The organism is Kordia sp. E (assembly GCF_056033805.1).
The window spans coordinates 35,300-49,166 of the sequence record NZ_JBRASR010000001.1 but is presented as its reverse complement, the minus strand read 5'-3'; the positions used below and the strand labels follow the sequence as shown (position 1 = coordinate 49,166).

At 33.3% G+C, this 13,867-nt stretch carries 11 protein-coding genes; 10 read left to right on the top strand and 1 reads right to left on the bottom strand.

The genetic code is table 11. The annotated features are described in order from the left end of the window. The first annotated feature begins 269 nt into the window (after positions 1-269). The 6 genes from ACUUYC_RS00245 to yidC all read left to right on the top strand — a co-directional run bounded on the left by ACUUYC_RS00245 (position 270) and on the right by yidC (position 6,377). Positions 270-488 carry a class I lanthipeptide gene (locus ACUUYC_RS00245; protein ID WP_474262601.1) on the top strand — a complete coding sequence of 73 codons (219 nt, stop codon included), beginning with the start codon at positions 270-272 and terminating at the stop codon, positions 486-488. Between the two features lie 291 nt (positions 489-779). Then, positions 780-1,376, top strand: a complete 597-nt coding sequence (locus ACUUYC_RS00240; protein ID WP_474262599.1) for an N-acetylmuramoyl-L-alanine amidase — start codon at positions 780-782, stop codon at positions 1,374-1,376. Between the two features lie 21 nt (positions 1,377-1,397). Beyond that, positions 1,398-1,862: a hypothetical protein gene (locus tag ACUUYC_RS00235; protein ID WP_474262597.1), complete on the top strand. Its 465-nt coding sequence runs from the start codon at positions 1,398-1,400 to the stop codon at positions 1,860-1,862. Positions 1,863-1,880: 18 nt separating this feature from the next. Beyond that, a complete protein-coding gene (locus ACUUYC_RS00230; protein WP_474262595.1) occupies positions 1,881-2,237 on the top strand; it encodes a hypothetical protein in 357 nt (118 codons plus the stop codon). Between the two features lie 484 nt (positions 2,238-2,721). Continuing rightward, positions 2,722-4,356 carry a CTP synthase gene (locus ACUUYC_RS00225; protein ID WP_474262593.1) on the top strand — a complete coding sequence of 545 codons (1,635 nt, stop codon included), beginning with the start codon at positions 2,722-2,724 and terminating at the stop codon, positions 4,354-4,356. A gap of 101 nt (positions 4,357-4,457) precedes the next feature. Next, a complete protein-coding gene (gene yidC, locus ACUUYC_RS00220) occupies positions 4,458-6,377 on the top strand; it encodes a membrane protein insertase YidC (protein WP_474262591.1) in 1,920 nt (639 codons plus the stop codon). 250 nt (positions 6,378-6,627) lie between these two features. Here yidC and ACUUYC_RS00215 read toward each other — a convergent pair whose 3' ends face one another. Next, positions 6,628-7,728, bottom strand: a complete 1,101-nt coding sequence (locus ACUUYC_RS00215; protein ID WP_474262589.1) for a glycoside hydrolase family 3 N-terminal domain-containing protein — start codon at positions 7,726-7,728, stop codon at positions 6,628-6,630. 266 nt (positions 7,729-7,994) lie between these two features. Here ACUUYC_RS00215 and ACUUYC_RS00210 point away from each other — a divergent pair, with 266 nt between their 5' ends. The 4 genes from ACUUYC_RS00210 (at position 7,995) to ACUUYC_RS00195 (ending at position 13,840) form a co-directional block, all read left to right on the top strand. Next, positions 7,995-9,140 (top strand): carboxypeptidase-like regulatory domain-containing protein, encoded by a 1,146-nt coding sequence (locus ACUUYC_RS00210; protein ID WP_474262587.1) that lies wholly within the window; start codon positions 7,995-7,997, stop codon positions 9,138-9,140. A 714-nt stretch (positions 9,141-9,854) separates the two neighbouring features. After that, positions 9,855-11,069 carry a tRNA 2-thiouridine(34) synthase MnmA gene (mnmA, locus tag ACUUYC_RS00205; protein ID WP_474263557.1) on the top strand — a complete coding sequence of 405 codons (1,215 nt, stop codon included), beginning with the start codon at positions 9,855-9,857 and terminating at the stop codon, positions 11,067-11,069. A gap of 189 nt (positions 11,070-11,258) precedes the next feature. Further along, positions 11,259-12,878: a S8 family serine peptidase gene (locus ACUUYC_RS00200; protein WP_474262585.1), complete on the top strand. Its 1,620-nt coding sequence runs from the start codon at positions 11,259-11,261 to the stop codon at positions 12,876-12,878. A 5-nt stretch (positions 12,879-12,883) separates the two neighbouring features. Beyond that, positions 12,884-13,840 carry an NAD(P)H-dependent flavin oxidoreductase gene (locus tag ACUUYC_RS00195; protein ID WP_474262583.1) on the top strand — a complete coding sequence of 319 codons (957 nt, stop codon included), beginning with the start codon at positions 12,884-12,886 and terminating at the stop codon, positions 13,838-13,840. Positions 13,841-13,867 lie beyond the last annotated feature (27 nt).

Sequence of the window (13,867 nt, the reverse complement as noted above, 5' to 3'; positions counted from 1 at the left end):
TGGTCGGAAGAAATTCCGACCTTTTTTTATTAATGCACAAATTTTAATACCCTTTTCAAAGGTTTCTATTTGAATAAGGAAAAATTCTTATGTAATAAGACCTTATTTTTATTTCATCACTATTTTGTAGTGATTTATCACAAAGTCGTGCAAATAGTATATATGGATGTTTTATGAATATATATTTGACTTATTGGTTGTGCATTAAGATTTATATCATTTTTTCAAAATGCCAACAAGTTTTATCAAACATTAAAACCTTTGTCATTATGAAGAAAAAAAGAAGTATTCAAAAACTGAGTATTTACAAAGAAACGATTAGCACATTAAACACTACAACGGGAGGTGCAAAGACTACTACAACTATTGTTGATGGAGTAACGATAGTTATATCAATAGCAGGAGGTAGTTGTGTTGACACTTGTGATTGCCCCAATAAAACTTATAATTGGATGATATGCGTGGCTAATTTCACTGATGATTGCTAGATAATAAAAAAAGCCTTTTTTAATAAGTAGTATTGAAGCTATTAGTTTTGAAAATTTTTCAAAGTTAATAGCTTCAATTATATATAAAATATTTGTTCTGAAAAGAAGTCTTAATAAGCTTTAACCTGCAACTACACAAAAAGGGGAAAAGACCCTTTTTTTGCTATACAAATAATCCATATCTTTAATTTCCCCTTTTAATATGCAATGAATCAGTGAAATAGCACTATTTAAAATTGTATTTTAAAAGGTTTTTTTATTTATAAAACTAACTACAACCATAAAAAAAGCATGATAGTATTACTAGACAACGGTCACGGAGGACTAATTAACGGAGAATATCAAACACCTGGAAAACGCTCACCAATATGGAACGACGGTACACAATTATTTGAAGGTGAATACAACAGAGCAATAGTAAACGGAATCATAGAAGAACTTACCAGACTTCGTATTCCATACGTTAATATTGCGCCTGAATACAGAGATGTAACTTTAGCAACTCGAATGAATCGTGCTAATAGAATTGATAGAAGAAAATCGTTCTACCTAAGTGTACATTCAAATGCAGGTGGTGGAAATGGAAGTGAAATATTTACATCAGTAGGAAACACAAAAAGTGACAGAATTGCCACAATTTTTGGAGAAGAATATAAAAGAGAATTCCCAGCTCGAAGATTAAGAGCAGATTTCTCTGATGGAGACTTAGACAAAGAAAAACAATTCTTTGTGCTAAGAAATACAAGAATGCCAGCAATCTTAACGGAAAATTTCTTTATGGATAATGAGGAGGAATGTAAAGAATTGCTAATGACACGAGAAGGACGCGCACGCGTAATTCACTACCATGTGGAAGCGATCAAAAAAGTAAAACAACAATTATTCTAATACACTAAACCTATCTAACTTATGAAAACACGTTTTTACACAACGTATCTTGCAGCACTTGCGTTTCTTTTAGTAACCTCATGTGGCTCGCTAAAAAAAGCTGTCTTTGATCAATTTTCGTATCAAAAAGGGACAGAAATAAAAGTAGATGCTTTACGATTAATGGATAAATCTTCTACAGAATACAGCTCGCAAACGGCTGCTATTGAGCATTTAGAAACTGAATTGGCTAAAATAGTAGAGTACGAAAAAAATAAGCCTGAAAATAAAATTAGTTATGCAATGTGGAAAATGATGGCAAATCCTGATAAAAAATTCATTGCAGGCTATCTAAAAATGTGGAAAGAAAAAGGAACGGTAAGTCCTGTCTTTATTACAGAAGCAAAAGGACAAGTAACGGAAGCATTGGATTTAATTCTTCAATATGAAGGAAAAAAAGATCCTGCGGCAGAAAGCAGACTCAAAGCATTACTTGGTTTACAATAATTACAAAACACAAAAGACATGGATGTTAAAGACATACTCAAAGAAATAAAAGGAAATTTGCTAACTTTAGTAGGCGGGAAATTTGAAGATTTAAAAGCTGAATCAAAAAAAGATGTTGAAGATTTTTTAAACGCATCTAAAGTAAAACTAGAACGCTGGACACTGTTCTTAGCTAATGGAAGTATCACTGCCGAAGAATACAAATGGTTGGTGGAAAGTCAAAAAGATTTAGTCGTTTTAAAAGGACTATACACAGCAGGTGTTTCTAAAATAAAATTGGGGCATCTAAAAAATACGATTCTCAATACTGTCATAAATACGGCGCTTGGAATTGTGTTAAATACAGATGATACTACAAATAATGCTGAAGCATAAAATGTTAGTACTTAGAAGCCGCAAGCAATTAACATTAACTAGTTAAAAAAAATGTAGTGAAATTTTTTTCGATAACTAGAAAGTTGAAAATGACAATCTTCAGAAATAATGAGTGAAAAGTGAAATTGCAAAGCGAAGCTTTAAGCATGAAGTGCATGAATGAATGTTGCGTAGGAATTACCTATAGATCGTCTTGACTTTTTTGGTTCGTTTTTGTGTTAAGACAAAAATGAATATTATTAAAAAGGTTGTCATGTAGTTAACAGTAAGATCAAGAGTTTCTTCAATATTCTAAAGCTTAAAATCATTGAAACTGCTGTTGCATGTAATTGAATAAGTTGTATTTTACTGATAATCAGATTTATCACTAAAATAAACAAAGGTTGAATACACTTGAAAAATAGTTATTCAACCTTTATTGTTTATTAATTCTTCTTTGTATTTTTGCCGCCGAATACAACAACAACACAACACACAATTACTAATGGCGAACACCAAATACATATTTGTTACTGGCGGTGTGACTTCTTCTTTGGGAAAAGGAATAATTGCGGCTTCTTTGGCGAAATTATTACAAGCAAGAGGTTACAGAACTACCATACAAAAACTAGATCCTTATATCAATGTTGATCCTGGGACGCTAAACCCTTATGAACATGGAGAATGTTATGTTACAGATGATGGAGCAGAAACAGATTTAGATTTAGGTCACTATGAACGTTTTCTTAATGTTCCAACTTCTCAAGCAAACAATGTAACTACAGGACGTATTTACCAAAGTGTTATTGAAAAAGAACGTAGAGGTGAATTTTTAGGAAAAACGGTTCAAGTTGTACCACACATTACAAATGAAATTAAAGAGCGAATTCAAATCCTTGGAAAATCAGGAAACTATGATATCGTAATTACGGAAATTGGCGGAACTGTCGGTGATATAGAATCATTACCATACATCGAAGCTGTACGTCAATTATTGTGGGAACTTGGTGAAAACAACGGAATGGTAATTCACTTAACGTTAGTTCCATATCTATCTGCCGCTGGCGAATTAAAAACAAAGCCTACGCAGCACTCTGTAAAAACATTAATGGAAAGTGGAATCAAAGCAGATGTTTTAGTTTGTAGAACAGAGCATGAACTTTCTGAAGAATTACGTCACAAGCTTGCATTATTCTGTAATGTAAAACGTGAAGCTGTAATTCAATCCATTGATGCAAAAACAATTTATGATGTTCCAAACCTAATGCTTGAAGAAGGATTAGATGCAGTTGTATTGAAAAAATTAGCATTAGTAGAAGAAGATAAACCAAACTTAACAACTTGGAATAAATTCTTAACCAAGCTTAAAAATCCAAAACATACAGTTACAATTGGTTTAGTTGGTAAATATGTAGAATTGCAAGATTCATACAAATCAATCTTAGAATCATTTATTCATGCTGGAGCAGAAAACGAAATCAAAGTAAAGGTTGAGTCAATTCATTCTGAACACATTGCAGAGAAAACAATTGCAGAAAAATTCAAAAACTTAGATGGAATTTTAGTCGCGCCAGGTTTTGGAGATCGTGGGATAGAAGGAAAAATAAGAGCAGTTCAGTACGCAAGAGAACACAATGTTCCTTTCTTAGGAATTTGTTTAGGAATGCAAATGGCTGTGATAGAATTTGCTAGAAATGTCTTAGGATTAGAAAGTGCAAACTCTACCGAAATGAACTCAAATACAGCAAGTCCAGTAATTAACTTAATGGAGGAGCAAAAAAATATAGAAGACAAAGGCGGAACCATGCGTTTAGGTGCTTGGGAATGTGAGTTGAAAGAAGGAAGTAAAGTATATGACATCTATGAAAAATCAATGATCTTAGAACGTCATCGTCATAGATACGAATTTAACAACGATTACAAAGAAAAAATAGAAGCAGCAGGATTAGTTGCTACAGGATTGAACCCAAAAACTGGATTAGTAGAAATAGTTGAATTGCCTTCGCATCCTTGGTTTGTAGGTGTTCAATACCATCCAGAATATAAAAGTACTGTAGCCAATCCACATCCATTATTTGTAGCTTTTGTAAAAGCTGCATTAATACATTCAGAAAAAAAACAAAATGCCACTTTGGCATAAAAATGTAAATTGGGTGCTTTTTTGAGTAACAAAAAAAGAAAAAAGGTGTCTATCATATAGGTAGATGCCTTTTACATGAGATTAGCATAAATAACGATTAGATGGAAGAAAACAAGTTTGATTACAAACAATTTATAGGATTTGGATTATTAGCCTTAATTGGAGTCTTTTGGATAAACTCTATGCAGCCAACTGAAGAAGAAATTGCTGCACAAGAAGAAGCCGAAAAAGCAAAAACAGAGCAAGTAACTACGCAAGCTACTGATACAAAAACTGCAACGATACAAGAAACAACGTTAGATCTTACAGATTCTGTACAAGCTGCAACATATAAAAACAATGTAGGCGCATTTAGCTATAATGTTGGAAAAGTATCATTAGATAACACAACGACCATTGAAAACGAGTTACTATCACTAAAAGTTAGTAATAGAGGTGGACAAATTATTGAAGCGCACATTAAAGGACAACGTGTAAAAGGTCAATTTGAAGAACTAAAAACATATGATTCACTTCCTGTATATCTAGTTAAAGATGGAAACTCATCTTTTGGGTTAAACCTTACGACTGCTGGCAATCGTGTGCTAAACACAAAAGATTTACCTTTTGAACCTACATACACTGAAAATGATAGCACCAAAGTACTTTCGATGAAATTGAAAGTTGCTGCTGACAAATATCTAGAATATAGATATGAGATGAAGAATGATTACATGGTAGACTTTACAATACGTTCGCAAGGACTAAATGGTGTTGTAAATGCAAGTCAACCAGTAAACATGGAATGGAAATTAAAAACATTCAGACACGCTAAAAGTGTTACCTATGAAAATCGTTACACTGACTTACATTACGAATATGACGAAGGAAAAGACAGTTACTTAGGACAAGCTACTGAAGAAGAAAAAATAAGTGATGTTACATGGTTAGGATACAAACAACACTTCTTTTCGTCAATCTTATTGACAGATACAACATTCAAAACGGCAACACTTTCTACGAATAACATTGTAGATAGTGAGATGGCTGAAAAAGATGTAGAATTCTTAAAAGAGTTTGAAGCAACAATTCCATTAGAATTAAAAGGTGGAGAGCTAAACTACAACATGGACTTATACAATGGTCCAACAGATTACGATACATTAACAAGCTATGATAGAAACTTAGATGAAATAGTTCCATTAGGTTGGGGAATATTTGGTTGGATCAACCGATTCTTCCTAATTCCACTATTTGGTTTACTAAGTGCATTCTTACCTGCAGGTATTGCGGTTGTTGTGATGACAATTTTGGTTCGTTTATTACTATCACCAGTAACCTATAAATCATACTTGTCACAAGCGAAGATGAAAGTAATTCGCCCAGAAATTGCTGAAATCAACGAAAAGTTCAAGGATGATGCAATGAAGAAGCAACAAGCAACCATGAAATTATATGGAAAAGCTGGTGTAAGTCCAATGGCAGGTTGTATACCAGCATTGCTACAGATTCCAGTATTCTATGCACTATTCATGTTCTTCCCATCGGCTTTTGAATTACGTCAAAAAAGTTTCTTATGGGCAGAAGATTTATCATCATATGATACCATCTATCAATTCCCAGAAGGATTTAGTATTCCATTATATGGAGATCATATTAGTTTATTCCCAATCTTGGCATCTATCGCAATATTCTTTTACATGCGTATGACAACAGGACAACAAATGATGGCACAACAGCCAGCACAAGAAGGAATGCCTGACATGAGTAAAATGATGAAATACATGATGTATTTCTCTCCATTAATGATGTTATTCTTCTTCAACAACTACGCGAGTGGATTGAGTTTATACTACTTTGTATCGAATTTAATTACGATCGGAATCATGTTAGTGATCAAAAACTACATAATTGACAACGATAAAATTCATGCAAAAATAGAGGAGAACAAAAAGAAGCCTAAAAAGCAAAATCGTTTCCAAAAGAAAATGCAAGAAATGATGGAACAAGCGGAAGCTCAGAAAAAAGCAAACAAAAAGTAATTTTCAACTTATAGATATATAAAAAAGCATCTCAATTGAGATGCTTTTTTTGTGCGTATTAATTTCTTATCAATATAAAATTGAGAAACTATCAAGATTGAATAAAATAAGAAGTTTTGAAATCAATTGGACGTTAGTCTAAATATTTATAAAATGTCATTCCTACGCAGGCAGGAATCTAAAAATCTAACAGCAAAGCGATCTAACATCTAACAGCACGCAAGTGCGGTCTAAAAGCAAAGCGGTCTAGTTACAATCCCTTCTTAAACTTCAAAATACGCTGATACGATTCATCAATTCGTTCTTCTGAAATCTTTCCATCTTTTACGAGCTGTTTTACGATCGCTATAATATCTCTAGGTAAAATCATATCGCGTCCTTTCATTGGAATATGATTAGAAAACATCAAAACATCAACGCCTGCCAAAATTGCCATTTCAATAGATTTCTCAAAACCAAACTGATTGGCAATAGCTTTCATTTGCATATCATCCGAAAAAATGACACCATCAAAACCAAGTTCATTTCGTAAATAATTGGTCATAATCTTCTTAGAAAGTGTCGCTGGCAATTTAGAAGTATCTAATTTTTCATTCACAATATGTGCAGTCATAATTGCATCTACATTTCCTTCAGACAATAACTTTATATACGGGAAAACTTCTTCTTGTTTCCAATGCTTACTAACGTCTGTAATATTAAAATGTGAATCTTCTTTAGAGTTTCCATGTCCTGGGAAATGCTTCAAAACAGTCTTTACATTAAAATAACGATGACTCGAAATTACTTGTCGTGCATGCTTTACAATATCTTTTGTATTCTTAGAAAAAGCACGTTCATTCTTTCCAATTGGTGGATTCTTATCATTATGAACATCTACAACAGGCGCATAATTCACGTTAATGCCTAACAACAGTAAATTGTGCGCAATAATATCACTAAAATACTTTGTAGAAGCAACATCATCAAGATCACCTAAATACTTTGCAGAAACAGTTTCTGGAAAACCATACTTCTCTTTCAAACGATTCACTTTTCCGCCTTCTTCATCAATACTCACCAACAATGGAAGTGAAGCTTCTTTCCGTAACATGACAATTAATTTTTTCAAAGTCTTCACGGAATTTTGCTTAGCAATATTTTTCTCATACAACAAAACACCGCCAAGTTGCTGTGCTCTAATAGCTGCAACAATCTGATTAGTTGGTCTTATTACGGTATCATCTCCAATACCTAACATAAGCATTTGTCCAATCTTAACATCTAAACTATCTATTTTGACATTCTGAGAAAACCCGTTACTAAAAGCAAAAAGGAAACAAATGATACTAATCGAAATTTTAAACTTCATACTATAAAATTAGTGCTTCAACAAAACCGAATATACGGTAAAAAATAGAATGTAATTCTTCTCAAAACGTTTTAAATGCTGGTTTTATTTGAATTATAGAATCATTTGTTCAAACTAAAAAAACAGAAAATCTTAATAAACTACAGGGGAAAAATTGTATTTGAATTGTTTAAAATATAAGAAAACATATTTAATGTGATGACTTACAATATGTTACTTCAAGCTAAAAACAATCAAACATAACATACAACCAAAACCGATAACGTATGAAAATTCAAAAACTAATATACTTAATAGTTGCCATAACTTTCTTTACAGCTTGTAATGAAGACAATGAAGCTGTTCCTTTAGCAGAGAGTAGTATTTCGGGAAAATTCTTAGCGCCAAATGCTATTGATCCTATTGTAAATGGTCATATTACGGCAACAAAAGACGGAAACATTGTTGCAGAAACACAATCAGGAACTGATGGAAACTTTACGCTAACGAATCTGCCAGCAGGCGAATACGAAGTACTATTACAAAAAGGATTATTCAGTTCGGCAAGAACAATAGAAGTAGCTGAAGATGATGATATTCAAATTCCAAACATTCCTATTGAAACATTTCCTCGAATTGGAGTTGTAAAAGGCGTGTATGATAATATAGAATCTATATTGTATGATATCGGCTTGATAAATCCGTTTACACAAGAACCATTATTTGATATCATTCAAGGAAACAACTTAGGAAGACCATCAACAGCTGTAGGGCATAATGGGCATCATCATGCAAATGATGTAGGAATCTTTACTCCTGAAGATGGTAATAACTTAGAACCAAATGTAGACTTTACATTTGCAGACTTAGTAGCTTCACCAGACTTATTAGCAGAATATGATATCATCTTCTTAAACTGTGGGTTAAGTGAAGGATATACAGAGCACAACGCAAACATTTTAGACTATGTATCTAATGGAGGAATTCTATATGCTACAGATTTTGCATTCAAATATGTACAAGGAATCTCTGATGGACCTGCATATATTGATTTCTTAGACAATGAAAAAACGGGACAATCACTTTCTACAGAAGCAACCATTTTTGATCAAGACTTAATCGATTGGTTACAAGTGAATTTTAATATAACATTAAACAATGACGATACAATTCTGCTTGACGAATTTCTTCCAGGATGGCAAGTGGTTGATGCTGCAAATGATGCAACAGTAATCAGTTGGTTTAACGGACCTGTAGAATATAGAGACAATAACAATGATACTGTTCAACAAAACAAAGACTTAGCGTTTACATTTCAAGTTGGAGAAGGAGGCGTATTTTATTCATCATTTCATACGGAAAATCACGATGATGGATTTAGTACGGTGGATCGACTTCTCGAATATCTAGTATTTGAATTGTCTTCGCTTTAAATACCATTTCTATAAAGTAGTGGTGTAATTATCTTGATATGATAGCGAAAGCCTGAATGTAAAACATTCAGGCTTTATGTTTTAGTGAAACTCAATGTTTAGAAGCTTGAAAGATAAACTCAACGTTATAAGTTGAACTAATCCCACTGCATAGCTGGATCTTTAATTTTGTGTTAATTCGGTTTCTTAGAATGTTCTCTTTTTCCGAAGTATAACAAATATTTTCCGTTAAAAATTTTTGAAGCCTTGGAGAAAATTTAGGTAAATAATTGTGGTTTTAGCTTTTTCAGCTAAAAATACCTCTGGAAAAATTCCTTTTCTTTTGTTTCTTTTCTTTGGGAAAGCAAAGAAAACGAAAAATAAAAAAAATGAAAGTTAGTTTCTTATCTGAGAATTCAGTTGAAAAAATGAAAGATTGTTATTAAATAATTATATCGGATTCACGTTAATTAAAATTCAATATCTCGAAAACACGCTTGACACAAAACAACTCGTAAAAAAAGCGAAAAAGGTAGTATCTTTGTCAACAATTAGTATAAGCTACGTCTTATACCAAATAATGTTTAAAATGATTGATGAAAAAATGAATTATATTTTCTTTAAGTGAGACAGTAAATCTAAGCATAGCCTTAGCTACGGTTATATTTTATGTTAAAAACAAAAAGGAAATAGAAACGATTTTAAACTGTTATTTTAAATTTTAATTGGTATTAAATAAATAAACAAGCGAAAGAAATAAAAATGAAACGAGTAATAGTAGGACTTTCTGGAGGAGTAGATTCAAGTGTAACAGCCTATCTTTTAAAAGAACAAGGATATGAAGTAATTGGTCTATTCATGAAAAACTGGCACGATGATTCTGTGACGATTTCTGACGAATGTCCATGGTTAGAAGATAGTAACGACGCTATGATTGTAGCTGACAAACTAGGAATTCCATTTCAAACAGTAGACTTAAGCGAACAATACAAAGAACGTATTGTTGACTATATGTTCAATGAATACGAAAAAGGACGTACACCAAATCCGGATGTATTATGCAATCGTGAAATAAAATTTGATGTCTTCTTAAAAATTGCCTTGGATTTAGGTGCTGATTATGTGGCAACAGGTCACTATTGTAGAAAAGAAACGATTGAAAAAGATGGTAAAGCAATTCATAAGCTCTTAGCAGGAAAAGATGGAAACAAAGATCAATCGTATTTCTTATGTCAACTATCGCAAGAACAATTAGAAAAATCATTATTTCCAATTGGCGAATTGACAAAACCAGAAGTGCGAGAAATTGCTGCAAAAGCTGAACTAATTACTGCGGAAAAGAAAGATTCTCAAGGATTGTGCTTTATTGGTAAAGTAAAACTTCCAGACTTTTTACAACAACAGTTACAACCAAAAGAAGGTGTTATTGTTGAGGTTTCTACTGACAAAGAAAGCTATCACAAAATAGTACCGACATTTAAAAACAAAGCAGCCGAATTAGCATATTATGCTGAAAAACATACCTACGAACTCACAGATGGAAAAGTAGTAGGAAAGCATCAAGGCGCGCATTATTTTACCAAAGGACAACGAAAAGGATTGGCCGTTGGCGGAACAATAGAACCTTTATTTGTCATTGAAACAGATGTAAAAGAAAACATAATATATACAGGACAAGGAAAAACACATCCAGGATTGTACAGACGCACACTATTTGTAAAAGATGATGAATTGCATTGGGTTCGTGAAGATATGGCTTTACAGCCAGATGAATCTATGGAAGTGATGGCGCGTATTCGATACCGTCAATCATTAGAAAAAGCATTGATATACAAAATTGATGGTGGTATATACGTAGATTTTGAAAACCCACAAAGTGCAATCACAGAAGGGCAATTTGTTGCTTGGTATCTAGAAGATGAATTAATAGGTTCTGGAGTGATTTCTTAAAAGGAAAATGAAGTTGAGTTTGAAAACTTAAATTTTTAGTATAACTAAAATAGTTAGTACGTATTTTTCAAGTGTAGTTTTTCTTTTGTTTCTGTTTTCTTTGCTCGCACAAAGAAAATGAAAATTAGAATTGAAGAAGTTAGTTGTTAAAACGATTTAATAATAAAAAACTGCTATAAAAAAGATAAGATGAAAAAACTAATCATACTATTACTATTTTTCGTTTCAAGCTTTAGCTTTGCGCAAACTCAACATGCTTGGGTATATTTTACCGATAAACCTGATGTTACGAATGCATTAGCAAATCCGACAACAATTCTCACCCAAAAATCAATAGATCGTAAAAATAATCATGGTGTTGCTATTGATGTGCGTGATGTTCCTGTAAACGAAACTTACATTACACAAATAAAAAACCAAACAGGAATTATAGTAAAAGCGAAATCAAAATGGTTCAATTGTGTACATGTTTTAGGAACTCAAACTGATATTGATGCCTTGGTAAGTTTGGCTTTTGTAAATGAAGTTATCTACGCTGATCGATCATTAAATACTGCTGGCAGACCTGCGACAACCACAACTATTGAAAGAACAGTAGAGAAGTTTGAAACTCTAGTGATGTACAACTATGGCGATGGTTCCAATCAGGCAGCAATGATTAAAATAGACAAACTCCATGAACTTGATTATACAGGTGAAGGTGTTACGGTTGCTGTTTTAGATGGTGGATTTACCAATGTAAATACATTAGCAGCTTTTCAACGCTTACGAGACAATGGCGATCTGTTAAATGGTTATGATTTTGTAGATCGAAATGTAGATGTGTATGCGTATACAGGAAATAGTCATGGAACGAATGTATTATCTGACATGGCAGGTTATGTTGATGGTCAATTTGTAGGAACTGCGCCAGATGCAAGTTATTATTTATTTAGAACTGAAGACGCAGGAAGTGAAACACCTGTGGAAGAATCCTATTGGGTTGAAGCTGCAGAACGTGCTGACAGTTTAGGTGTAGATGTTGTAAATACTTCATTAGGGTACAATCGCTTTGATGAAAGTAGATACGATTATACAACGGCAGATATGAACGGAAATACAGCATTTATTACAAAAGGTTCTAACATTGCTGTTGAAAAAGGATTATTAATTGTTAACTCAGCAGGAAACTCAGGGAATGATGGAACTTGGGGAATTATTACAGCGCCAGCAGATGGTAATGGATTTACCGTCGGAGCTGTTGATGCAAGCGGAAATTATGCAGCATTCAGTTCAAGAGGAAGAACACCAAACATTCCTGTAAAACCAGATGTTGTTGCACAAGGAGAAAGTGTATATGTAGTAAGTGATGCAGGAAGCATAGTATTGTCGAACGGAACATCATTTTCTTCACCAATCATAGCTGGGTCAATGGCATGTATGGTGCAAGCATTTCCTAATAAAACGAACCTTGAGTTGATGCAAATAATTCGCGAATCATCATCAATCTATGCAAATCCTACGATTCAATTAGGACACGGAATTCCTAACTTTGAATTGGCGTTTCAAACTTTATCAACTCCCGAAAATACTTTCCAAAATACGATTCAAGTCTTTCCAAATCCCGCGAAAGCGATAGTATCTATAAATCTACCAGAAGGTTTTGAAAATGTAACAATTACATTAGGAACGCTGGTTGGAAAAACAATCAAAACGTATACAGTTACAAGAAATTCAAACATTGATATCAGTCAATTAGCAGTCGGAATGTACTTGTTACGAATAGAATCTAACGGAGCACAATTCACCAAAAAACTTATAAAACAATAAAACGAATGACTTTATTCGCAGAGAATAGAATTACAAAATTATATAACATACAATATCCAATAATTCAAGGAGGAATGATTTGGGCAAGTGGTTGGCGATTGGCTTCTGCTGTAAGTAACGCAGGCGGATTAGGCTTAATTGGCGCAGGATCAATGTATCCAGATGTGTTGCGTGAGCACATTCAAAAGTGTAAAAAAGCAACCGATAAACCATTTGGAGTCAATGTTCCAATGTTATACCCAAACATTGAGGAAATCATGAATATAATTGTAGAAGAAGGCGTGAAAATTGTCTTTACTTCTGCAGGAAATCCTAAAACGTGGACGCCGTTTTTAAAGGAAAATGGAATTACTGTGACGCATGTGGTCAGTAGTTCAAAATTTGCTTTAAAATCACAAGATGCTGGTGTACATGCAGTCGTGGCTGAAGGTTTTGAAGCTGGTGGACATAACGGAAGAGAAGAAACAACAACGTTAACGTTAATTCCGACAGTAAAAGAAAAACTAGAAATTCCTTTGATTGCAGCTGGTGGAATTGGAAGTGGAAAAGCAATGTTGGCAGCTATGGTTTTAGGAGCTGATGGCGTACAAGTTGGAAGTCGTTTTGTAGCAACAAATGAAGCATCATCACATCTTGAATTTAAAAAGCAAGTAGTAGAGGCAAAGGAAGGAAGTACAAAATTAATGTTGAAAGAATTGGCGCCAGTTCGATTATTGAAAAATAAATTTTACGAAGATTTAGAAGAATTATATGCCAAAGCACCTAGCGTAGAAGAACTCAAAAATTTGTTGGGAAGAGCGCGTGCAAAACGTGGAATGTTTGAAGGTGATTTGGTAGAAGGAGAATTGGAAATAGGGCAAGTTTCTGCTTTAATTCACGATATAAAACCTGCGGCAACAGTAGTTAGTGATATGGTTACAGAGTTTCAAGAAAGTGCGAATTTTATTAAAAAAAGCTATTAAAAATAGTATATTGTAGGTAGTATTGAA